Source organism: Proteus mirabilis ATCC 29906 (assembly GCF_000160755.1).
Classification (GTDB): Bacteria; Pseudomonadota; Gammaproteobacteria; order Enterobacterales; family Enterobacteriaceae; genus Proteus; species Proteus mirabilis.
Genome location: NZ_GG668578.1, coordinates 551,542 through 573,422 on the forward strand (window position 1 = coordinate 551,542; position 21,881 = coordinate 573,422).

The 21,881-nt window shown below is 42.2% G+C and carries 24 protein-coding genes; 10 read left to right on the forward strand and 14 right to left on the reverse strand.

Annotated features, from left to right (window positions below):
* Positions 1 to 33 precede the first annotated feature (33 nt).
* From rng to mreB, 5 genes are all read right to left on the reverse strand, one after another.
* On the reverse strand, positions 34 to 1,503 hold the full coding sequence (gene rng / locus HMPREF0693_RS10520; RefSeq protein WP_004245326.1) for a ribonuclease G: 1,470 nt from the start codon (positions 1,501 to 1,503) through the stop codon (positions 34 to 36).
* Complete coding sequence (locus HMPREF0693_RS10525) at positions 1,500 to 2,087, reverse strand: Maf family protein (protein ID WP_004248907.1); 588 nt, start codon at positions 2,085 to 2,087, stop codon at positions 1,500 to 1,502. The genes rng and HMPREF0693_RS10525 overlap by 4 nt, the downstream gene beginning before the upstream one ends.
* A gap of 51 nt (positions 2,088 to 2,138) precedes the next feature.
* Positions 2,139 to 2,627, reverse strand: coding sequence for a rod shape-determining protein MreD (gene mreD, locus HMPREF0693_RS10530; RefSeq protein ID WP_026164602.1), 489 nt, complete (start codon positions 2,625 to 2,627; stop codon positions 2,139 to 2,141).
* Between the two features lie 5 nt (positions 2,628 to 2,632).
* Positions 2,633 to 3,679 (reverse strand): rod shape-determining protein MreC, encoded by a 1,047-nt coding sequence (gene mreC, locus HMPREF0693_RS10535; protein WP_004245329.1) that lies wholly within the window; start codon positions 3,677 to 3,679, stop codon positions 2,633 to 2,635.
* A 101-nt stretch (positions 3,680 to 3,780) separates the two neighbouring features.
* Entirely contained in the window at positions 3,781 to 4,824 is a 1,044-nt protein-coding gene (mreB, locus tag HMPREF0693_RS10540) for a rod shape-determining protein MreB (RefSeq protein WP_004245330.1), read from the reverse strand.
* Between the two features lie 686 nt (positions 4,825 to 5,510).
* On the opposite strand from mreB, the gene acuI reads away from it, so the two are divergent.
* The 9 genes from acuI (at position 5,511) to fis (ending at position 13,657) form a co-directional block, all read left to right on the forward strand.
* Positions 5,511 to 6,485: an acrylyl-CoA reductase (NADPH) gene (gene acuI / locus HMPREF0693_RS10545; protein WP_004245331.1), complete on the forward strand. Its 975-nt coding sequence runs from the start codon at positions 5,511 to 5,513 to the stop codon at positions 6,483 to 6,485.
* A 433-nt stretch (positions 6,486 to 6,918) separates the two neighbouring features.
* Positions 6,919 to 7,362: a type II 3-dehydroquinate dehydratase gene (gene aroQ / locus HMPREF0693_RS10550; RefSeq protein WP_004245332.1), complete on the forward strand. Its 444-nt coding sequence runs from the start codon at positions 6,919 to 6,921 to the stop codon at positions 7,360 to 7,362.
* Positions 7,363 to 7,394: 32 nt separating this feature from the next.
* Entirely contained in the window at positions 7,395 to 7,865 is a 471-nt protein-coding gene (gene accB, locus HMPREF0693_RS10555; protein WP_004245333.1) for an acetyl-CoA carboxylase biotin carboxyl carrier protein, read from the forward strand.
* Between the two features lie 12 nt (positions 7,866 to 7,877).
* A complete protein-coding gene (accC, locus tag HMPREF0693_RS10560; RefSeq protein ID WP_004245336.1) occupies positions 7,878 to 9,227 on the forward strand; it encodes an acetyl-CoA carboxylase biotin carboxylase subunit in 1,350 nt (449 codons plus the stop codon).
* A gap of 230 nt (positions 9,228 to 9,457) precedes the next feature.
* Positions 9,458 to 9,706: a YhdT family protein gene (locus HMPREF0693_RS10565; RefSeq protein ID WP_004245337.1), complete on the forward strand. Its 249-nt coding sequence runs from the start codon at positions 9,458 to 9,460 to the stop codon at positions 9,704 to 9,706.
* Entirely contained in the window at positions 9,696 to 11,141 is a 1,446-nt protein-coding gene (panF, locus tag HMPREF0693_RS10570; protein ID WP_004245338.1) for a sodium/pantothenate symporter, read from the forward strand. Before HMPREF0693_RS10565 ends, panF begins: the two co-directional genes overlap by 11 nt.
* 24 nt (positions 11,142 to 11,165) lie before the next feature.
* Complete coding sequence (prmA, locus tag HMPREF0693_RS10575) at positions 11,166 to 12,047, forward strand: 50S ribosomal protein L11 methyltransferase (protein WP_004245340.1); 882 nt, start codon at positions 11,166 to 11,168, stop codon at positions 12,045 to 12,047.
* A gap of 321 nt (positions 12,048 to 12,368) precedes the next feature.
* Entirely contained in the window at positions 12,369 to 13,340 is a 972-nt protein-coding gene (dusB, locus tag HMPREF0693_RS10580) for a tRNA dihydrouridine synthase DusB (RefSeq protein WP_004245341.1), read from the forward strand.
* A gap of 20 nt (positions 13,341 to 13,360) precedes the next feature.
* On the forward strand, positions 13,361 to 13,657 hold the full coding sequence (fis, locus tag HMPREF0693_RS10585) for a DNA-binding transcriptional regulator Fis (protein ID WP_004245342.1): 297 nt from the start codon (positions 13,361 to 13,363) through the stop codon (positions 13,655 to 13,657).
* A 716-nt stretch (positions 13,658 to 14,373) separates the two neighbouring features.
* Here fis and HMPREF0693_RS10590 read toward each other — a convergent pair.
* From HMPREF0693_RS10590 to HMPREF0693_RS10625, 8 genes are all read right to left on the reverse strand, one after another.
* The gene (locus HMPREF0693_RS10590; RefSeq protein ID WP_004245343.1) at positions 14,374 to 16,035 is read right to left on the reverse strand and encodes a terminase large subunit; all 1,662 of its coding nucleotides are present in this window, start codon (positions 16,033 to 16,035) and stop codon (positions 14,374 to 14,376) included.
* Positions 16,032 to 16,385 carry a phage terminase small subunit P27 family gene (locus HMPREF0693_RS10595; RefSeq protein WP_004245345.1) on the reverse strand — a complete coding sequence of 118 codons (354 nt, stop codon included), beginning with the start codon at positions 16,383 to 16,385 and terminating at the stop codon, positions 16,032 to 16,034. Before HMPREF0693_RS10595 ends, HMPREF0693_RS10590 begins: the two co-directional genes overlap by 4 nt.
* Before the next feature lie 273 nt (positions 16,386 to 16,658).
* Positions 16,659 to 17,105, reverse strand: a complete 447-nt coding sequence (locus HMPREF0693_RS10600; RefSeq protein ID WP_004245346.1) for an HNH endonuclease — start codon at positions 17,103 to 17,105, stop codon at positions 16,659 to 16,661.
* A complete protein-coding gene (locus tag HMPREF0693_RS10605; RefSeq protein WP_004245347.1) occupies positions 17,106 to 17,402 on the reverse strand; it encodes a head-tail connector protein in 297 nt (98 codons plus the stop codon).
* On the reverse strand, positions 17,395 to 17,730 hold the full coding sequence (locus HMPREF0693_RS10610; RefSeq protein ID WP_004245348.1) for a phage head closure protein: 336 nt from the start codon (positions 17,728 to 17,730) through the stop codon (positions 17,395 to 17,397). Before HMPREF0693_RS10610 ends, HMPREF0693_RS10605 begins: the two co-directional genes overlap by 8 nt.
* A complete protein-coding gene (locus tag HMPREF0693_RS10615; protein WP_004245349.1) occupies positions 17,727 to 18,947 on the reverse strand; it encodes a phage portal protein in 1,221 nt (406 codons plus the stop codon). The genes HMPREF0693_RS10610 and HMPREF0693_RS10615 overlap by 4 nt, the downstream gene beginning before the upstream one ends.
* Positions 18,947 to 19,501: an HK97 family phage prohead protease gene (locus tag HMPREF0693_RS10620; protein WP_004245350.1), complete on the reverse strand. Its 555-nt coding sequence runs from the start codon at positions 19,499 to 19,501 to the stop codon at positions 18,947 to 18,949. The genes HMPREF0693_RS10615 and HMPREF0693_RS10620 overlap by 1 nt, the downstream gene beginning before the upstream one ends.
* A gap of 53 nt (positions 19,502 to 19,554) precedes the next feature.
* Complete coding sequence (locus HMPREF0693_RS10625; RefSeq protein WP_004245352.1) at positions 19,555 to 20,709, reverse strand: phage major capsid protein; 1,155 nt, start codon at positions 20,707 to 20,709, stop codon at positions 19,555 to 19,557.
* Positions 20,710 to 20,992: 283 nt separating this feature from the next.
* Between HMPREF0693_RS10625 and HMPREF0693_RS10630 the strand changes: the two genes are divergently transcribed.
* On the forward strand, positions 20,993 to 21,493 hold the full coding sequence (locus HMPREF0693_RS10630; RefSeq protein ID WP_036932393.1) for a hypothetical protein: 501 nt from the start codon (positions 20,993 to 20,995) through the stop codon (positions 21,491 to 21,493).
* Between the two features lie 49 nt (positions 21,494 to 21,542).
* Here the strand turns inward: HMPREF0693_RS10630 and HMPREF0693_RS10635 are convergent, their stop codons facing one another.
* Positions 21,543 to 21,803, reverse strand: coding sequence for a hypothetical protein (locus HMPREF0693_RS10635; protein ID WP_004245355.1), 261 nt, complete (start codon positions 21,801 to 21,803; stop codon positions 21,543 to 21,545).
* Between the last annotated feature and the right edge of the window lie 78 nt (positions 21,804 to 21,881).

A 21,881-nucleotide genomic window follows, 5' to 3' on the forward strand; every position in this document is an offset into this window, starting at 1 on the left:
TCTGCCATCATATTTATTAGCAAGGCGAATCCATTACATCATCACCACATCAAACTGCTCCTGACTATAGAGTAGCTCAGTTTGCACTTTGACTTGCTTCCCAACAAAAATTTCCACTTCGGCTAAAGCATGTGATTCATCACCTTTTAGTGCTTCCACAACAGCGGGGGCGGCATAAACCAAAAAGCGATCTGCGTCTATGGTTTTATGAACACGAACAATTTCTCGTAATATTTCATAACATACCGTTTCAACTGATTTTACTGTACCACGGCCTTGGCAAGTAGGACAGTCATCACAAAGTACATGCTCGAGACTTTCACGGGTTCGTTTACGTGTCATCTCAACCAAACCTAATTGTGAAAAACCATTGATGGTCGTTTTCACGCGATCTTTGCTCAATGCTTGTTCTAAGGAAGCTAATACTCTACGGCGATGATCTTCATTACTCATATCAATAAAATCAATAATGATAATGCCGCCTAAATTACGTAATCTCAGTTGCCGCGCTATCGCCTGACTCGCCTCAACATTGGTATTAAAAATCGTCTCTTCTAAATTACGATGACCAACAAAAGCGCCCGTATTGATATCAATCGTTGTCATTGCTTCGGTTTGGTCGATAATCAGATAGCCTCCTGATTTTAACTCGACCTTTCGCTCTAACGCGCGCTGAATTTCACTTTCAACCCCGTAAAGATCGAAAATAGGTTGATTACCTTGGTGTAATTCAAGTTTAGCGGTTAATTCAGGAATATATTCACCAATAAACTCCTGTAATTGATGATAAGTTAATTTAGAGTCAACCCGAATGCTATCTAATTCAGCCCCTGCAAAATCACGTAAAATACGTTGTGCTAAAGCGAGCTCACCATAAATTTGAATGCGCGTTTTATTTCTTTTTTTACGCTCAATGATTTTATTCCATAGGCGCTTTAAAAAAGCAGCATCTTGTTTTATTTCATGTTCGCCGACACCTTCAGCGGCAGTGCGAATAATAAACCCGCCATTTTCATCACAATACTCTTCTACCAAGCGTTTTAAGCGCTCACGTTCTTCTTCACTTTCAATACGTTGTGAAACACCCACATGAGAAGCCCCCGGCATAAACACCAAGTAACGTGATGGTAATGTGATATCTGTTGTAAGACGTGCCCCTTTTGTACCTAGAGGATCTTTCACCACTTGTACAATCAAGTCCTGACCTTGATGTACAAGTTGCGCAATATCACGAACATTAAATTTTTTCTGCTCTTCACCCGCGATACATTCCGTGTGAGGCATAATATCAGAAGCATGTAAAAAAGCGGCTTTCTCAAGCCCAATGTCAATAAATGCAGCTTGCATCCCAGGTAATACACGACTTACCCGACCTTTGTAGATGTTTCCGACAAGACCTCGTTTGGCTTCTCTTTCAACGTGGATCTCTTGTAGTATGCCCCCGCTGATATAGGCCACTCGGGTTTCAGAGGGAGTCACATTCACTAATAGCTCTGCTGTCATGAAATCTCCTTATCATTCGCTAGAGACAAAAATTGAGCTATCAATGCTTCGGTTTCAACAAGCGGTAAGCCGACAACAGCATGATAGCTACCCTCAATCCGTTGTACAAAACGGCCTCCTTTTCCCTGAATACCGTAAGCGCCAGCTTTATCCATTGGCTCTCCCGTTTCAATATACGCACTAATTTCACTTTCTGTCATCTTTCTAAAAGTCACATCCGTGACAACTAATTGGCTTATTGTTCGGGTTTTATCTGAAATAGCAATCGCCGTCATCACTTGGTGGGTTGCACCTGAAAGATTACTTAGCATTTGTGCTGCATGCGCTTTATCTCGTGGTTTTTCCAGAATACGACCTGCTTGAACCACGATAGTATCAGAGCCTAATACCGGATAGTCATTTGTCGCTTGACGTACCCCCTCTTGAGATTTCTCTCTCGCCAAACGGATAACATAATCTTCTGGTGCTTCACCTTGTTGCCAAATTTCATCAATTGCCGGTGTAATGGTGCTAAATTGAACATCCAACAGTGACAGAAGCTCTCGCCTTCTGGGGGAACTCGATGCAAGGTAAAGAGTGATCACAATAATATCCTCATGACGGTGACACAAAAATACCGTCATGATCCAGAGAGGTTAATGAACTGAAAACTGGTGACGGACTTTGCGAAGCAAAAAATAAAGCCATGGCCAAAGAATACCACTGACTGGACTATTCCAGAATACTTGTGGGTGAAAAGTCACGGGAGAAAGCAAAAATTCTGCCCAAAATACAGTAAGATCAACCACACCAATCGCTAACATTACCACTAATGCCTGTTGCCATAACGCTAAGTTACAAAATAATTGATATTTAAAGGCGATAACATAACTTACTAGGGTATAAGCCAACGCATTTACGCCTAATGTTGTCCCTTGCACTAAATCCATGCTCATCCCAAGAACAAATGCTGTTCCAACGCTAATACGATGAGGTAATGACGTTATCCAATAAATCAGAAACAACACCGGCCAAATAGGGCGATAAACTTCTAGTTGCTCAGGCCAAGGCATAATTTGTAACACCAAAGCTATTAGAAACGAGAGCCAAATAATCCAACGCCCACGGCTACGATAAGGATTGATTGTCACTATCTACCTCGATTCGTATTAGGTTGAGGTTTATTGTTTTCCGTTGGTGGTACTGGTGCTATATCACTTGGGGTGGCGCTATTTTCCGTTGGCTCTTGTGACATAGAACGAGGCAGTGGTGGCCCCGCTTGTTCATAGTTAGGCAGTACCTGTGGCATTAATTGCATCAAACGTTCATTGGCAGCACGGTAAACCTCTGAGGGTAACGGTGGCGCTTGTTTCTTCTCTGAGGCGTTCCATAATAGCAACAGATAACGTAAACGTTGTAATTCAGCAGAAGGTCGCACATTAATCACCGAATAAGCACGTTGATTATCGACTTTTACCGAAGAAACAACCCCAACAGGATAACCTTCAGGAAAGCGTCCCCCTAATCCTGAGGTGACTAACACATCCCCTACACGAATATCGATATTCGCAGGTAGTGCCTCTAACAGTAGATCATCCGCACACCCAGCCCCTGAGGCAATAACGCGAATATCATTACGTAATACTTGTACCGGTAATGCATGAGAGGTATCACAAATTAACAGTACTCGGCTGGTTAACTCACTTACGGCAATAACTTGTCCAACAACGCCTTTATCACTAATAACAGGCTGACCTTCATACACCCCATCATTAGTGCCTTTGTCTATCACCACTTGATCTCGATAAGGCGTACTATTACCAGACAACACTTGTGTTACCGTCATTTGTTCATTTTGACGTAAAGGTGAACCAAGTAATTCTCGTAAGCGGGCATTTTCTTGTTTAAATTGTTCCAGTAGCTGACTTTCACCACTGCGAACAAGAAGCTCTTTTCTTAGCGCTTGATTTTCAAATTGTAAACGTTCGCGAGTTGCAAAGGTTTCAGAGAGTTGATCAAGGAAACGACGAGGCCCATTTGCAAGAAAATAGAAAGGACTCACAGCAGTATCCAAATACTGACGGACTTTTGAAAAAGCACCTATGCGATTATCAGCAATTAACAACGATATCGCGATAATCACAGCGATTATTAATCTTAGTTGCAGGGAAGGCCCCCGACTAAAAATAGGCTTCATAAACTCTAAGATCACTCACACGGAGAAGTAAAAGAACAGGTGTTAATATTGTTATATTGTGATTAAGGGGGAATCCTTTCTCCCTTACTCGCACAATAATATTAATCTTCGCTAAATAGATCGCCACCGTGCATATCGATCATTTCTAATGCTTTACCACCACCACGAGCCACACAGGTAAGCGGATCTTCAGCCACAATAACAGGAATACCTGTTTCTTCCATTAATAAACGGTCTAAGTTACGTAACAGTGCCCCACCACCCGTTAAGACCATACCTCGTTCTGAAATATCAGAAGCAAGCTCTGGCGGACACTGTTCTAAGGCAACCATCACAGCACTTACAATACCTGTTAATGGCTCTTGTAAGGCTTCGAGGATCTCATTGGAATTTAAAGTAAAGCTACGTGGTACCCCTTCCGCTAAATTACGTCCACGTACTTCAATCTCATTTAATTCGTCTGAAGGATAAGCAGAGCCAATATCATGCTTAATACGCTCAGCGGTTGCTTCACCGATCAACGAACCGTAGTTACGACGTACATAGTTAATGATAGCTTCATCAAAACGGTCTCCCCCAATACGTACAGAAGAGGAATAAACCACACCATTTAATGAGATAACCGCAACTTCTGTAGTCCCACCACCAATATCAACGACCATTGAACCCGTCGCTTCAGATACCGGTAAACCTGCACCAATTGCAGCAGACATAGGTTCTTCAATTAAAAAGACTTCGCGAGCACCCGCACTAAGTGCCGACTCGCGGATAGCCCTACGCTCAACTTGTGTCGCACCAACAGGTACACACACTAATACACGAGGGCTTGGACGCATAAAGCTGTTGTTATGAACCTGTTTTATGAAGTGTTGAAGCATTTTTTCGGTTACATAAAAATCAGCAATAACACCGTCTTTCATTGGACGAATAGCTGCGATATTCCCAGGTGTACGCCCTAGCATCTGTTTGGCTTCATGCCCGACGGCTGCAACACTTTTTGATGTACCTGCGCGATCTTGGCGGATCGCAACTACAGAAGGTTCATCGAGAACAATACCTTGTCCTTTGACATAAATCAGGGTATTGGCGGTACCCAAGTCAATAGACAGATCGTTGGAAAACATGCCACGAAATTTTTTAAACATACGAAAGGATAATCCTGCAAGCCGGGACGGAAAAATCCGTCTACTCTACCAACCACAATAAGCAGCGACAAGGCGCGATCCGCTACTTAGTTAAAAGTGGACACGTGAATAATCATAAAGGCACAATATTCTACGTTACTTTTCCCAATTGGAGCAGAAAAAAACTGCATAAAAATGGGCTAATTAAAACGATTAACGCATAAATTCGATCCTACGTAAGATTTATTTGACTTAATCACAATACAAATCACGTAGATATCGACAAAGAAAAATCTTACTTGGTTGCCACACTGTGACACAAAAGTAAGGGTTCAAGTTCAAATAAAATTTATTCATTTAATTATTCACATCAGCAATATCTATTTTCGATAACATTTACCCCATCATTTGATGAAGATAGCGATCATCATACTCATCTTGATGGTGGCCAAAACAACCTATTAGCTTAATTTCAATAAACGAAGATAAATGTTATTTTTGGCCCAATCGTAAAATATTTTAAGTATCAACTCACAACAAAAATGTAAAACTCAGAATAATCTCTGCTTAAATGAACATAGAACCCATCGTTTATACACTAAAAAGCGTTAATTTGTCTCATTATTACACGAGATATTGTGCACAATCACAACGCTTGCTAAAAAATCACCTATCATGACAGAAACGGATAGCAATAAGAGGTCATCATGAAAGCATTATTAGTCGAACAACACAGCGATAAACTTAGCGCCGGCGTCCAACATATCGATGAATCACAACTCCCTATTCATGAGGTCATTGTTGATGTCCACTACTCGACACTAAACTACAAAGATGGCTTAGCTATAACAGGTAAAGGAAAAATTCTACGCCAATTTCCGATGGTCCCCGGTATCGATTTTTCAGGGGTAGTTCACCATACAGAAGCTCCCCGTTTTCATATTGGACAACATGTGTTACTAACCGGTTGGGGGGTAGGTGAAAACCACTGGGGCGGTTTAGCACAAAAAGCGGGCGTTAAAGGTGATTGGTTAACGGCGCTGCCCGAAGGACTGTCGTTAAAAAATGCCATGATCATTGGTACAGCTGGTTTTACTGCCATGCTTTGTGTGATGGCGTTAGAACAAGGTGGCATAACACCCGATAGTGGTGAGATTTTGGTTACAGGTGCCAGCGGTGGTGTCGGTAGCACCGCAATTAGTTTATTAACCGCACTTGGCTATCAGGTTACCGCTCTCAGTGGCAGAGCCAGCAATCACGATTATTTACGTAAACTGGGGGCCGAGCATATTATCACCCGTGAAGCATTTGAGGCTGCGGGTAAAGCGTTAGATAAACAGCGTTGGGCAGGCGCTATTGATACCGTAGGTGGACAAATCCTTGCCAATATCTTGTCACAAACACATTACAATGGCACCGTTGCCGCCTGTGGATTAGCAGGAGGATATACGTTACCTACTACAGTCATGCCATTTATTTTACGCAATGTTCGTCTGCAAGGTATCGATTCCGTTTATTATCCTGCAGAAAAACGCGCTCAAGTATGGCAACGTTTACTACAGCTATTGCCTGATACATTTTATCAGCAAACAGTAACCGAAATTACACTCGATGAGGTGCCACGCTATGCTCAGATGATAATGGATAATCAAGTAACAGGTAGAACCTTAGTTAAGTTGTAATTATTTATCATGATTTTGAGCTAATTTCTGGCATTAAACAGATTAATTTAATGCCAGATTATTGCGTTTTTAATATTAAACCTGCTTAGCAATGTGATCTAGATCACATTTATAACATATATTATCGATCCAGCTCAAAGAAGCGTAGATTTCCTGTCACATCAATAAATAACGTCATGTTATGATTATTTTTTAAACTTCTGTTTATTTTACTTTCTTGGTTTTACAATCTTGTAAAAACTTTTAACTTTTCATCAAAATAATCCCATCTTTCCCTGATTAGACCAGTATTTTGCTGTTATCTTCTGTGAAATGTCTATAATGTCGGACTTTGTGATTTGTATCGTAACATTCGATACAATAAAAGATGACAAAACGAAAAGCACAGGTTATTTTGTCATTTCGTTGACGAATTGACGGAGATAGAAGCATAATGTCGGAAAATTTTCATATTTTGCTCCTGAATGGTCCGAACTTAAACCTGCTTGGCACTAGAGAGCCGGAAACTTACGGACACCTAACTCTGAATGATATTGTTCAAAGTTTGTCAGCGGATGCTCAAGCATTAAATGTGAAACTGACTCATTTTCAATCAAATGCTGAACATGAGCTAATAAATAAAATTCATGCGGCGCGGGGAAATGTTGATTATATTCTTATCAACCCTGCAGCATTTACGCACACCAGTGTTGCACTGCGTGATGCATTATTAGGGGTGAATATTCCATTTATTGAAATTCACCTATCCAATGTCTACAGTCGGGAACCTTTCCGTCACCACTCTTATCTTTCTGATATCGCAACTGGCGTAATCTGTGGATTAGGTGCTGAAGGGTATCGATTTGCTTTACAGGCAGCGGTCAACCGCTTGTCTTAATAAAAAACATCAAAAGAGTACGGAATCAACTCATGGATATTCGTAAAATTAAAAAACTGATCGAGCTAGTCGAAGAGTCTGGCATTTCTGAACTGGAAATTTCTGAAGGTGAAGAGTCAGTACGCATCAGTCGCAACTCTGGCGTTCAGGGTCAAATGGCTCCTCAGCAATATTTTGCGGCACCAGCAGCACCTCAACCTGCATTAGCAGCTGCTGTGGCACCTGTAGCACCAGAAACACCAGCGGCTACAGCAACGCAAGAAATTAGCGGCCATGTTGTTCGCTCACCAATGGTAGGTACCTTCTATCGTTCACCAAGCCCAGAAGCAAAAGTCTTTGTTGAAGTGGGTCAGCAAGTCAATGTTGGCGATACACTGTGTATCGTTGAAGCAATGAAAATGATGAACCAAATCGAATCTGATAAAGCGGGCGTTGTTAAATCTATCCTTTGCCAAGATGGCGATACTATTGAGTTTGACGATCCACTCTTTGTCATCGAATAACGAGGCAGGCCCATGCTAGAAAAAATCCTCATTGCCAACCGTGGTGAAATTGCACTGCGTATCCTAAGAGCTTGTAAGGAACTTGGGATCAAAGCAGTCGCCGTTCACTCCACGGCAGACCGTGATTTAAAACACGTTCTGCTGGCAGACGAGACTATCTGTATTGGTCCCGCTGCTTCAGCAAAAAGTTACTTAAATATTCCGGCAATTATTGCCGCGGCAGAGATAAGTGGCGCGCAAGCCATTCACCCAGGATATGGCTTCCTGTCTGAAAATGCCGATTTTGCCGAACAAGTTGAACGCTCAGGCTTTATTTTTATTGGCCCTAAAGCGGAAACCATTCGCCTAATGGGTGATAAAGTTTCCGCTATTGAAGCGATGAAAAAAGCCGGTGTTCCTTGTGTACCAGGTTCAGATGGCCCATTAGGTAACGATACAGCCAAAAATATCGAAATCGCCAAACGCATTGGTTACCCTGTTATCATCAAAGCATCAGGTGGTGGCGGTGGTCGCGGTATGCGTGTTGTTCGCTCAGAAAAAGACTTAGCGCAAGCAATCTCCATGACCCGTGCGGAAGCCAAAGCGGCATTTAGCAATGATATGGTCTATATGGAAAAATACCTTGAAAATCCACGCCACGTCGAAATTCAGGTGATGGCCGATGGACAAGGTAATGCTATCTATTTAGCTGAACGTGACTGCTCAATGCAACGTCGCCACCAAAAAGTGGTTGAAGAAGCACCAGCACCGGGTATTACCCCTGAGATCCGTAAAAATATCGGTGAACGCTGTGCAAATGCGTGTATTGAAATTGGCTACCGCGGTGCGGGTACGTTTGAATTCCTCTATGAAAATGGCGAATTCTACTTTATCGAAATGAATACCCGTATTCAGGTTGAGCACCCTGTTACTGAGATGATCACCGGTGTTGACCTTATCAAAGAGCAACTGCGTATTGCATCAGGCTTACCATTATCGGTCACGCAAGATCAAATTCACGTTCATGGACATGCTATTGAGTGCCGTATCAACGCAGAAGATCCAAAAACCTTCTTGCCAAGCCCGGGAACCATCACTCGTTTCCACTCACCAGGCGGATTTGGTGTACGTTGGGAATCACATATTTACGCAGGTTACACCGTTCCACCACACTATGATTCAATGATTGGTAAATTGATCACTTACGGTGAAACACGTGAAATTGCGATTTCTCGTATGAAAAATGCGTTGGCAGAACTTATTATTGACGGCATTAAAACCAATATTGAGCTACACCAATTCATTATGAATGATGAGCAATTCCAAAAAGGTGGTACTAATATTCACTACCTAGAAAAACGCCTAGGTTTAACTGAAAATTAATCTTTTTAGCTTATCAGTAAAAGGCATAGTTTATCGACTATGCCTTTTTTATTCGACTAAATAGTCTATTAAATAACCCAAATAAGTTCCTGCAGCACACTTAACCGCCAATCAATTCCTCATCATTTGATGCCACCAATAAGTTTATGATCAATTTTCACTGAATCACCTCTCACTTTCCCGTACAATCCTTCCCATTCGTTTTAATCCTATAAAGATTGGGAGAACAGATGGACAAGCGTTTTGTTCAGGCCCACAAAGAAGCCCTCTTGGCCTTAGTGCTTACTTTTATCTACTTATTGGGTTGGTTACTTACTGCCTATTTACCCGATAATACTGTGGGGCTAACCGGCCTACCGGTTTGGTTTGAGCTTTCATGCCTATTTTTGCCTGTGCTATTTTTTTTACTGTGTTATCTGATGGTACGCTATTTTTTCAAAGATATGCCGTTAGGAGATGAGCATGACAATGCAAACTGAGGTTATCGTGCCACTGGTTGGCTATCTCTTATTGGTCTTCCTATTATCCGCATACGCATATCGTAAACGTGAAAAAGGACAATTTCTTAACGAGTATTTTCTTGGTAACCGCTCTATGGGTGGATTTGTCCTTGCAATGACCATCACGGCAACCTATGTCAGTGCTAGCTCTTTTATTGGGGGACCAGGCGCGGCTTACAAATACGGCATTGGCTGGGTACTTCTTTCGATGATCCAGCTCCCCGCTATTTGGCTCTCCCTCGGGGTACTAGGTAAAAAATTTGCTATTTTGGCGCGTCGTTATAACGCCGTCACCCTAAATGATATGCTCTATGCTCGCTACCAAAGTCGCTTTTTAGTCTGGTTTGCCAGCTTAAGTCTACTGGTAGCTTTTGTTGGTGCCATGACCGTACAATTTATTGGTGGTGCTCGCTTATTAGAAACCGCGGCGGGTATTCCCTATGAATTTGGTTTGCTGATATTTGGTATCTCAATCGCATTATATACAGCGATTGGCGGATTTAGAGCCAGTGTATTAAATGATGCCTTACAAGGCCTTGTGATGTTATTGGGCACCTTTATTTTGCTTTTTGCCATTATCTACAAGGCGGGTGGTTTAGATATTGCAATACAAAAACTAAATGCTATCGATCCTGCCCTTACCTCTCCTCATGGTGCTGACGGCATTTTAACTGGCCCCTTTATGGCGTCATTTTGGGTATTGGTCTGTTTTGGGGTTATCGGCCTTCCCCATACTGCAGTGCGCTGTATCTCTTATAAAGACAGCAAAGCCATGCACAGAGGGATCATCATCGGCACCATCGTGATGGCGTTATTAATGTTTGGTATGCACTTTGCGGGCGCATTAGGTCGGGCAATCATTCCTGATCTCACCGTGCCAGATCAAGTTATTCCAACCTTAATGGTTGATGTATTACCGCCTTTTGCTGCCGGTATATTTTTAGCGGCACCGATGGCAGCCATCATGTCAACGATTAACGCACAACTGCTACAATCATCAGCGACATTGGTCAAAGATCTCTATCTCAATCTCGCGCCTCATGCCATAAACAATGAAAAACGCATTGCGCGTTTATCTAGCCTATCTACTTTGATTTTAGGGATCTTATTGCTATTTGCTGCATGGAACCCGCCATCAATGATAATTTGGCTCAATTTACTTGCCTTTGGTGGACTACAAGCGGTTTTCTTATGGCCTCTAGTACTTGGCCTTTACTGGAACAAAGCAAACCGTTATGGCGCGATTGCGGGCATGATAACCGGTGCCACACTCTATGCTACACTGGCAACATTTAATATCCAGATTGCTGGATTTCATCCTATTATTCCTGCGCTGTTATTGAGCTTAGTGGCCTTTCTTGTCGCAAATAGGTTTGGAGAACAAACCTTGCCTCAATCTGCTCCATTACAGTGAACTTGTTTTTAAAAGAGATTAATTATGCCTTGGATACAATTAAGACTAAATGCCACCTCAGAAAACGCCGAAGCCATTGGTGATGAGTTGGTTGAAAGTGGCGCGGTATCAGTAACCTTTCAAGATAGCCACGATACCCCTATTTTTGAGCCATTACCGGGAGAAACTCGCCTCTGGGGTGATACCGATGTTATTGGCTTATATGATGCAGAAACCGATATGAGTATCATCGTGGCTATGTTAGAAAACACGGCGGTGCTGGGTAAAGGATTTGTACATAAAATCGAACAGTTAGAAGATAAAGATTGGGAGCGCGAATGGATGGATAACTTCCACCCTATGCGCTTTGGTGAACGTTTATGGATTTGCCCAAGCTGGCGTGAAGTGCCTGATCCTAACGCTGTAAATGTCATGCTCGATCCAGGTCTGGCATTTGGTACTGGTACTCACCCAACCACCTCTTTATGTCTACAATGGCTCGATGGTTTAGATCTCGCAGGTAAAACCGTTATCGACTTTGGTTGTGGCTCTGGTATTTTAGCCATTGCAGCATTAAAACTGGGGGCTGCGAAAGCGATAGGTATCGATATCGACCCACAAGCTATCCAAGCAAGTCGCGACAATGCGCAACGTAACGGTGTCGCTGATGCACTGACGCTATACCTTGCTAAAGACCAACCAGACAATCTCAGTGCCGATGTAGTGGTCGCCAATATCTTAGCTGGCCCATTACGTGAATTAGCACCTATTATCAGCACACTGCCACGTCAAGGGGGTCATTTAGGTCTTTCCGGTGTTCTTGCCACACAAGCTGACAGTGTTGCACAAGCTTATCAAGAACAATTTACTTTAGATCCTGTGGCTGAAAAAGAAGAGTGGTGTCGTATTACCGGAGTGAAAAAATAACATAGGTTAAATATTAAACAATTTGCGATAATATTAAACAGTTAAAGTTTCACTTAATGATTATTTATCAGGCATTAATCACAATTTTGCCTGATAAATATCACCTTGTTGCTTGAGTTTGTTACTTCTCTATATTTAAATTTAAAATTTTAGAAAAACAGTAACATTTTGTTTTTATTGACTAAATAATCTATTTATAAAAAATCAAGTATAAAAAAGTAACTTTTTTTCGCGATTTGGTTAAACTTTGTCCTTTCATATCTGGTAAAAAATGCGTAATATACGCGCCCTTGCAGTCACAGTTTGGCCCTCTTTTCATCTATGCGAATCGGACAGTATCAGTTAAAAAATTGCCTCATTGCAGCTCCAATGGCTGGCGTTACAGACCGACCTTTTCGGTCACTTTGCTATGACATGGGTGCGGGGATGACAGTTTCTGAAATGCTTTCTTCTAATCCTCAGGTTTGGAAGACAGACAAGTCTCGGTTACGGATGGTACATAGCGATGAATTGGGGATCCGCTCCGTACAAATTGCGGGAAGTGACCCTGTTGATATGGCTACAGCTGCGAAAATAAACGTAGAAGGTGGCGCTCAGATTATCGACATTAATATGGGTTGTCCGGCAAAAAAGGTGAATAAAAAGTTAGCAGGCTCGGCATTGCTGCGTTATCCGGATTTAGTCGCAGAGATCCTTTCTGCGGTGGTCAATGCGGTTGATGTACCTGTTACACTCAAGATCCGTACAGGATGGTCACCTGATGAACGAAACTGTGTAGAGATTGCCAAATTGGCTGAAGATTGTGGTATTGCGGCTCTCACCATTCATGGACGTACGCGCGAGTGTTTGTTCAAAGGTGAAGCTGAATACGACAGTATTCGGACAGTTAAGCAGAGTGTCTCTATTCCCATTATTGCGAATGGAGACATAACTGACCCGCTAAAAGCCAGAGCAGTGCTTGACTACACTGGAGCCGATGCTTTAATGATCGGTCGCGCTGCTCAGGGAAGACCCTGGATCTTTCGGGAAATCCAGCACTATCTGGACACAGGTGAACTGTTGCCTCCTCTGCCGATTGCAAAGGTGCAACAAATAATGCAAAAGCATGTGCGTGAATTGCACGACTTTTACGGTCAAGGCAAAGGAACTCGCATTGCACGCAAGCATGTCTCTTGGTATCTCAAGGAACATGCCCCTGATGACCAGTTTCGGCGCTCCTTCAACGCCATAGAGGATGCCAGCGAACAGCTGGAGGCGTTGGAAGCATATTTCGAAAATTTTTTGCGTAAATAAATAAAAGAGCTGACAGAACTATGTTCGAACAACGCGTAAATTCAGACGTACTAACCGTTGCCACTGTAAATTCACAAGATCAGGTAACCCAAAAACCTTTACGTGACTCAGTTAAACAAGCACTGAAGAACTATTTTGCTCAATTAAACGGTCAAGATGTTAATGACTTATATGAGCTGGTATTGGCTGAAGTTGAACAGCCATTGTTGGACATGGTGATGCAATACACCCGTGGTAACCAAACACGTGCTGCGCAAATGATGGGCATTAACCGTGGCACACTGCGTAAGAAACTGAAAAAATACGGCATGAATTAATAGAAGTCGTATAACACATTGAATTAAAAAGTCCTTTCCATTATTTGCTAAGGGCTTTTTGTTATTATTACCCCACCGTGTACCCCACATTAAAGCTCACAGCATCTATTAACAATAATTAGCTCCAGTACATACATATAAGTATTTAGTTATAAAAGGCATGATCAAAATGGTGATACCTGTTTCGCCAAACTGATTGCTTAATGTGAAGAGGGAAAGATAGATAAACTACAAAACTTTCGTAGTTTAAATTATGTACAAATAAACTCTATTATCCTGCGATTTGTTCACTACCCCCCTATAAATCTTTTTGAAGCCCTCAACTGTGCACCCTATGCACCATTAACTTAATCCATTGATATTAAATAATAAATAAGGGTGAACACGGTGTGCACCAACTGTGCATACTGTGCACCTTTTTGCTGATAATTTACTCTTTTGGCGATTTACACTAGGTGGGCGACGCCTTGATATTAAGGCGTCCTAATCGAGGTGAGTGTGTTTAACGTTCTAACCTATTGATAATTTCACAAATATGTTTTTCTCAATAACTCGGGGACAATTTTGTCCTCTGGAAGACCAAAGCACTAATAAATGCTTTGGCTCAGATTTAAGCTGTGGTGTGACTGTAAAGGTATTGCGATTTCCACCATACCTATACTATGGTGATTTCCACCATGGTTGATAACGAAAATTTGCAACTAACAATAAGTCAGCTACACCCCATCAAATGAGGCTAAACGTTCTTTTTGCTCCCCCGTTAAGTTGAAAGCAAAGTCTTCATGCTCAATTTGCCATGTACCAAAGCTCATAAGGAAAGCAATAGCAGGGTCAATTTTGTTGGCTGATTTCTTTTTATTGGGCTTGATATTCGCGTTTGCGTCCGTTTCCATGACGACATTAGCCATCGCCCACGCAAGCACCGGATCGCCATTGTGACGAATGATTTTACGATTAACAAATACCTCGGCTGATTTCGCCACAGGGCTAAACTTCATGTAAGTTTGAGGGAATGGCTCAACATCTAACCCCGCACCTTGTAGCTGTGTCCTTAAATGGGTAGCGTTCCATGTATCAAATCCTGTCAATTTGATATTAAATTGTTGGCTGTCTCTAAGCACATCATCACGAATGCGATCATAATCAATACAATCGCCTGGTGTGGTTCGGAGCCAACCTGATTTAACCCATTGACGGTAAATCGCCCTGTTCTTATTGGCGGGGTTCTGTAACTGCGCTTCGGGGATATAGTGGCGAGTCAATAACAACAATTCATTATCGACAGGAAAGGTATAGCAGACACTGGTGATATCCCCCGTAGAGGATAGGTCCATTCCTGCATAACACGCTAAGCCTTTAAGGTCAGTTTCGGTATAGTCCATTTCACACGCTAACCATGCGCCCTCACCCATCCAAGGCGTTTCCCCCTGACACCAAATATTAAAGCGTTTAGTTAACATTTCCGTCCATTGTGAGGGAATGCCTCGTGCCTTTTGTATTGTGTCATACAAAGCATCACCATCAACTGACACATTAAGATTGGGATTCGCCTTTATCCACAAGCGTTCATCGTCAATTTCTTTTTCGTCGTCGAGTTCATAAATCAAAGCAAATAACGATTCATTTTGTTCTTCACCGGCGAGAATTTGACAACAATAATCATAATGTTGTTTACAGGCTGAAATGACATTGCTGCCTGACGTTGTGATCGCAAATAAAATGCCCTCAGGACGTGCCCCCATCCCTAACTCAAGGGCAGAATAAACCGCATTATCAGGGTGTAAGTGATATTCATCTACAATCGCTAAACTGGGATTGGTTCCCTCAATAGTGGCGGCTTTAGCGGCAAGAGGTTTCAATAAGCTATTACGTTTCGGATTAATGACTTTATGTTGCTGTATGGCCACCCGTTTTTTAAGCGGTTTAGACAGCACACACATTTGACGGGCATCATCAAAGACAATACGCGCCTGATCTCGGCTCACTGCAGCGGTATAAATATCTTGTTGCCCGTTTTCCATCACCAAGAACCAATTAGCCAGTATTGCCGCAACGGTGGATTTTGCATTTTTGCGGGGAACCTGAATATAAGCACTGCGGTATTTTCTTCGCCCCGTTGAGATCACCTTGAAACCAAGGAGATTCGCAAAGGCAAATTGTTGCCACGGCTCAAGCTCTATCGGCTTACCTCGCAAGTGCCCTTTAACATGCGGGCAAACACGAGAGAACCCGATAAAACGCTCTACGACCTCATTATCAAAGGTATAAAGCGGATTATTTAAGTCATTATAGTAACGTTCAACCGCTTGCTTTAACCGCTGACAGGCGGGGATTTTACCTGTTTTAATATCGCTTGCGTACTGCTCCCATGCGTTCATAGGCGATCTAATTCGTCCTCTTCCTCGGTTTCAATTGGATTTTTACGACGAGAAACGGGATCGAACCCCAGCAAGGAAGACATTTTAATCATGATTTTTTCAGCATCAGCCTTGGCACTCAATGAGGGATTACGGCTCTCACTGCCTTGACTATTGATAATGCTAAACCCTCGATTATCTAAGTCTTCAACCGCTTTACGGTACATCGCATAATTGACGCAATACAATTCTAAATTGTTCCAATCGGCTAACGTCAGATCGTCACGTTCTGCCAATATTTTGGCTTTTGTTTTCCACTCTTTCGTCGCTATCTCATTAAGATAAACGGGGGGTTTAGGTGCTCTTGCCATAACTATTTCTATTTCCTAGTAAATTATTTTCAAAAAAATTACCGTGCGTAAAAATTCGAGGAGGGGGGCGGTTCCTGAGACGAGGCCGTTTGTCATTTTTGATACCCCTACCCTTTCTATATGTTTCTCTAACGATTTCTGAAACATTCCATTAGCTCCCTATCACGTTGAGTATTGCGCCCTGTAATGGGCTTTGTAGGCGTTTTTAATTGTCGTTGTCTATACGGTTCACTGTGCTTTAAGAGTCCTTTAACCAACTGATTTATTTCATTTTCACGCATTACGGTTATACTCATCTCGCCAATCATTATTCCGTGTTGCTTTTGCCTCTAACTCTCGATACTCCCCATTTTTACGCTTTTGCTTAGTGAGTGGATCATGCTTAAAGGTTTTGGTGTTATGACAACTGTGACATAACGCTTGATGGTTAAAATCCACCCAAAACAATACGTCACTATCACCGTTAATAGGAATAATGTGGTCAACAATGGTTGCAGGGGTGTATATCCCTTTATTGAGGCAATGCACACATAACGGATTTAACTTGAGATACTGTAAACGGTACTTGCCCCACTGATTGCTATAACCTCGTTCGGTTCGTGTCCCTCGCTGGCTATCCTGTTGTCGTCTGGCTTCTTGTTTATGTTCTTCACACCGTCCAGACTTCACCCGCTTATTACAGCCTTGATAACTACAACGCTTTAGGGGTTGCCATGGCATCTAGTACACTCCCACATCTCGATAGGTTGACCACAGAGAATGAATAGTCAGCGGAACTTCTTTTAATCCATCACTGCCTATCATCTCTCGGTTCTCATAAAGCAAACTGATATACATTAAACAGCCCACCTTGATCGCAGGAGTGAACGACAACCCATCATCAAATCGTTTACCGATATGTTGTTGGCAAACTTCTAATGCGGCATCAATATAGATAGCTAATATGGCATCGTCATAATCATCATCAATACGGCAATGCAACTTCACTTCATCAAGACTGATATTAGGTTTAGTCACGCTCTACGCCCTCACAAATAATTTCCATTCTGCCCTTGGCTTTATCCGCCACAATACTTTTAATATCCCAATGATTGCCGTCCGTGCCGGCGTAGCTAAACATCAATCGATCTGCCGTGGTGATATCAGGAAAATAACGTAACCAAACTCTCACTGTGGTTTCACTCTGTGTTTGCTGACTGCTAAAATACTCGCGCCCTCGGATCCCTTTTACCTCAGCCCAAACTTTCGCAATATCGAACCACATCACCTCATTACCACTAAGCGCATCCGGTTTAAGCTTTGAGCGCTGAATAGTTACCCGTTGATTCATGCGCCCCGCTTTCATTCATCCACCTTGTCAGACTCTTTTTTAACTTCAACGGTCTGTTTCCATGCCTGACTAAATTCATCACCACCTTCACGAGGAGGCAATCCCTCACGCTCACGGGCTTCATTCGGACACATGACTCCCGACTTAATCGCGGTTTCATAACTGCGGAAACGCTCCGTAGGATTAGCGCGGAGTAAATCTGCCGTATCAAATTCCACTTGATAGCGAATATTCGGTGTAGGTGAAGTCAATAACAGCGCTGATTTAATTTGTTGCTCAAAGTTGGCTAACCATGGGCGCATAGTGATGGTCAGTAAGGCACGACTTGCCTCACTAAAGTTACTGTAAGTACTGTTGGAATATTCTTGTAAAAAGATAGGGCTAATGTTGAACATACGGGCAATATCTTCAATGGTAAAACGCCTTGAGGCTAACCACTCCGCATCTTGGTTACTCATGCCTAATTGTTCATATTCCATGCCCCCCTCAAGAATGGGGGTTTTCCCTGCATTACGTGCCCCTTTGTAGCGTTCTAGGGCTTCTAATGCCTTAGTTCCTTTGAGGCTATCGAGCCATTCACCCGATTTAATAATGCCAGATGCCATCATGCCGTCTTTCATGATACTCGCGCCGTGTCGTTGTTGAGCTAATCCTAAGCCCAATGTTTCACGGCAAATCGTGACGGGTGAGCGACCTAAAAAACCGTCATCGGTCGCATAACGTAAATGCAAGATTTCTTCTTGTAGGTAGGTTTTCACCTTACCGCTATACGTTTCAGTCACGGTATAACTGTATCGCTGATCCCCAAGTCGATTAATCACCACCGCACTAGGGGGATAAGGATGTATTGATTTAGGCTGTCCATCTTTGCCCCACGTAATCACCGCATAGGCGTTACCATTGAGCAAACAATGACGCATTAAAGTGCGCTTAAATTGAAAAGCGGTCTGACAGTCATTCGGTTTTTCATTGAGAAGATAATCAACAGGATGATCACTTAACCACTCTCTTGATTCTCGCCCTTTATCATTGTGTACCCGATACAGAAAACAGGGCATGGAGGCAATAGCTTCACTAATGACCGTCACCGCATTCATCACGGCAGGTAAGCCCTCCGCTGTTGATGAGCTAACGTGTTCCCCTGAGTTTGTGTTAGATATCCCCGCCAGAGAAAGAAACTCATCAATACTTAGACTGCGGGATTCGGAGGCTTTACGTTTGAATGGCCACATTATTCCACCTCAACCAATTGTAACCAGCGGTCAAAATCTTTTACCGCTTGCGGTTTACTGAGTGTTAAGGAGCGTTTGGCAATTTCTACGCCACTATCAGGATAAGCGGGTAAACTGGTGATGGTGATTTCATGGAGTTCGGCTTCTAATACAGTTCTGACATACGGCTCTTGACCAATATCCCACTGATCTTTAATCGCTCGGAAACCAAAACTCATACCGTCAATATCACCTCGTTCAACCAAGGTGAGAACATCACGCCCTAGTTGCGTATCAGGCGGAGTGAGTTCAAAACGTAACCCTGTTTCATCTTCGGTGAGTTGTAATGTGCCAGAAGTCGTGCGCCCCAATAGGTTAGTGTAATCATGTTCATAAAGCGCCCTGACATCACTCCCTTTTGATAAGCTGTTACTAAACGCATTTTGGGCAAATTGCTCGACAAACTCATCCCAAAGCACATGAGAGCGTAAGCCCCATTTAATGACATAACCCACCAGCTTTTTATCACTGGCAGAAAGTGTTGCAGTACGGATTTCTAACTCGGTCTTTTTCATAGCCTATTCCTGACAAAAAGAGCGCTCCTGAGATCACAGGAACGCCCCTTGAGTTATTTACCCGCGACTTTAACTTCCAACACTTTAATGGCGTTAGAATCCACCAGCCCACCGCCTAAATATTTATCGGTGTGAACTTTGATAAAGCCGGGTTCAGTAATGTTGTCAGGGCGAGTACGTGTACCCGTTTCATGATCCACAATGAAGTAACCGCGTTTAAAGTCACCTAATGCAATCACATCATCAGCCATGTTTTCGAGATAATGAACCGGTAAGCCTAATAAGGTATCAGGATCGCCAGACTGTAAACGATCACGCCAGATATAATCCCCATTACCATTTTTCAGTTTCTGCACTTTAGCGGCAGTATTGGAGTTCATCACCCAAACAGCATTTTTACGGTATTTCGCTCTAAGCTTAAATTTCAAATCAATCAAGCTATCCGCTGTCAGTGTCATTGCTTCCAGTTTTTCTAATTTGCCAAAAGCACGCGTTTTGTCATCTTTGGCTTCACGAGGATAAGCTAAAAAACCTTTTGCTTTTTTCAAACCATCTCCCGTGACGAGATCGACTTCTTCAGTATCAACGAACGTGTCACCAATCTCAGAGCTTAACCAGCTCAGAATATCCACATCACTAAAATCAATAATTTCTTGCGTGGTTTTGGGATAGGCGTAGATAGGGAATAATTTGATACTGACTTCTTCTAACTTTGGTGTGCCAGTTTCAGTACGAGCGTGACCTTCTTCACCGTGATTGACTTTTGCACCACCCACAGAAACCAATTGTTTATATTCGTTGCTGTGAGTGGTTTTGATGGTACAGATTTTACGCATCACCGAATCATCGGTTAATTGTTGCATGATCTGCTTATTCAGTTCAGGAATAACGGTATAGCCACCATCAGCCGGAACCCCAGTAGATAACGTACGCGTTTCGCCTGTCAGGACATAATGACGTAATTCATCATTACTCACTGTGTTATCACCTAATACGTGCTTACCTGTTTGACTGCGTTCTTCCTCTGCCATCGCTTCATAACGGGCAATTTCAGTATTCAGGGATTCCGACTGATGACGTAACTCATCAAAACTTTTAGCCTCATCGTCAGAGAGAGAACGTTTTTCAGTTTCTGCTTTAGTGAGCAATGAGCGCATTTGCTCGGTGAGGGTTGCCTTTTGTTGGCGTAATTCGAGAAGTCTTTTCATGAAGTGGTTTCCGTAATCAATAAAATGTTAAGACGTGAAACCAACACAAAAAGAAGAAGACCGTTTAACTGGAGATGCCTGTCAGAAAAAGCAAGGATTAAACGGTCAAGTGGCGGCTCACGTCTGAGTGCCACTTATTAATATATACCTCAAAAAGCCAATAAAAAGCCTTAAAAATCATACAATAAACATAAGAAAGCATCAGAACAATTAATTTACAATTCTTTATGCTAATATTTTGATGTTGTGGTCTGAGGGCGTTCATTTTAACAATGGAGGTAGTATGAATTTCAATCAGCTTGCATATCCAGAATTAATTATTATTAATGGAGATGAGTACAAAGGTAGCCGAGAAAGCAGTACTGTACGAATCCCCTACACCGATGAACCCGATATTGGAATTGGTGATGTTATTACACAAAAATCAGGAAAAAGACTTATTGAATTAAAAGTATTAGATGCTTCATTCCTTGCTGGAGGATCATTGAATATAGGTACTCACCACCCACACATGTTAACTCTACAAGTTGAAAATATGACTGCCAGTGAGCATAAAACGAAAGATCTTAATTCTGTCGTTAATATAGGTAATATTTCTGGAGATCAAATACAAGTTGGGAATAATAACACTCAAATTACAAATGTAACTATTCAGGAATTAGTTGAAAAGATTGCAAAATCTAATGATGTTGAGGCAAAAAGATCTCTCATTAAATTACTAGAAAATAGTACCGTTGCAAGTGTAATAGGGGCAGGTATTTCCGGGCTAATAAGTTTATTATAATATCTTACCTGAAGCCGAGCATATTTATTCTCTCGGCTCCTTATCAGATTTATTTATCACTCAACCATTCGGGTACATCATTCATTATTTTTCTAAACGCTTGCAGTTGTTCAATTAATACATCTAATTGTTCTTTATTCGTTGCTAAGATTTCCTCTGATAATGTGTGTCTTAAATTTCCGCCAGTATCTTGAAAGAAAAAAGAATGTCCGCTAACCAACTCACGATAATCAGTTGTATGTAAATCATCGAGTTGTGTAATGTTGTGATAATCATAATGTGCCTGTATATCTTCTCGCGTGATCGGCATATCTCCTCCTAATTTAATACAATATTACCTGCCAAAAGAAGCCTTTTTAAAATCTATATGCTTATTTTAACAGCAATA

Coding starts and splice junctions, on each gene's coding strand:
- rng (WP_004245326.1), bottom strand. CDS start 1,503: ATGACAGCAGAGCTATTAGTGAATGTGACTCCCTCTGAAACCCGAGTG.
- mreC (WP_004245329.1), bottom strand. CDS start 3,679: ATGAAGCCTATTTTTAGTCGGGGGCCTTCCCTGCAACTAAGATTAATA.
- mreB (WP_004245330.1), bottom strand. CDS start 4,824: ATGTTTAAAAAATTTCGTGGCATGTTTTCCAACGATCTGTCTATTGAC.
- acuI (WP_004245331.1), top strand. CDS start 5,511: ATGAAAGCATTATTAGTCGAACAACACAGCGATAAACTTAGCGCCGGC.
- aroQ (WP_004245332.1), top strand. CDS start 6,919: ATGTCGGAAAATTTTCATATTTTGCTCCTGAATGGTCCGAACTTAAAC.
- accB (WP_004245333.1), top strand. CDS start 7,395: ATGGATATTCGTAAAATTAAAAAACTGATCGAGCTAGTCGAAGAGTCT.
- accC (WP_004245336.1), top strand. CDS start 7,878: ATGCTAGAAAAAATCCTCATTGCCAACCGTGGTGAAATTGCACTGCGT.
- HMPREF0693_RS10565 (WP_004245337.1), top strand. CDS start 9,458: ATGGACAAGCGTTTTGTTCAGGCCCACAAAGAAGCCCTCTTGGCCTTA.
- panF (WP_004245338.1), top strand. CDS start 9,696: ATGCAAACTGAGGTTATCGTGCCACTGGTTGGCTATCTCTTATTGGTC.
- prmA (WP_004245340.1), top strand. CDS start 11,166: ATGCCTTGGATACAATTAAGACTAAATGCCACCTCAGAAAACGCCGAA.
- dusB (WP_004245341.1), top strand. CDS start 12,369: ATGCGAATCGGACAGTATCAGTTAAAAAATTGCCTCATTGCAGCTCCA.
- fis (WP_004245342.1), top strand. CDS start 13,361: ATGTTCGAACAACGCGTAAATTCAGACGTACTAACCGTTGCCACTGTA.
- HMPREF0693_RS10590 (WP_004245343.1), bottom strand. CDS start 16,035: ATGAACGCATGGGAGCAGTACGCAAGCGATATTAAAACAGGTAAAATC.
- HMPREF0693_RS10595 (WP_004245345.1), bottom strand. CDS start 16,385: ATGGCAAGAGCACCTAAACCCCCCGTTTATCTTAATGAGATAGCGACG.
- HMPREF0693_RS10600 (WP_004245346.1), bottom strand. CDS start 17,105: ATGCCATGGCAACCCCTAAAGCGTTGTAGTTATCAAGGCTGTAATAAG.
- HMPREF0693_RS10610 (WP_004245348.1), bottom strand. CDS start 17,730: ATGAAAGCGGGGCGCATGAATCAACGGGTAACTATTCAGCGCTCAAAG.
- HMPREF0693_RS10615 (WP_004245349.1), bottom strand. CDS start 18,947: ATGTGGCCATTCAAACGTAAAGCCTCCGAATCCCGCAGTCTAAGTATT.
- HMPREF0693_RS10620 (WP_004245350.1), bottom strand. CDS start 19,501: ATGAAAAAGACCGAGTTAGAAATCCGTACTGCAACACTTTCTGCCAGT.
- HMPREF0693_RS10625 (WP_004245352.1), bottom strand. CDS start 20,709: ATGAAAAGACTTCTCGAATTACGCCAACAAAAGGCAACCCTCACCGAG.
- HMPREF0693_RS10630 (WP_036932393.1), top strand. CDS start 20,993: ATGAATTTCAATCAGCTTGCATATCCAGAATTAATTATTATTAATGGA.
- HMPREF0693_RS10635 (WP_004245355.1), bottom strand. CDS start 21,803: ATGCCGATCACGCGAGAAGATATACAGGCACATTATGATTATCACAAC.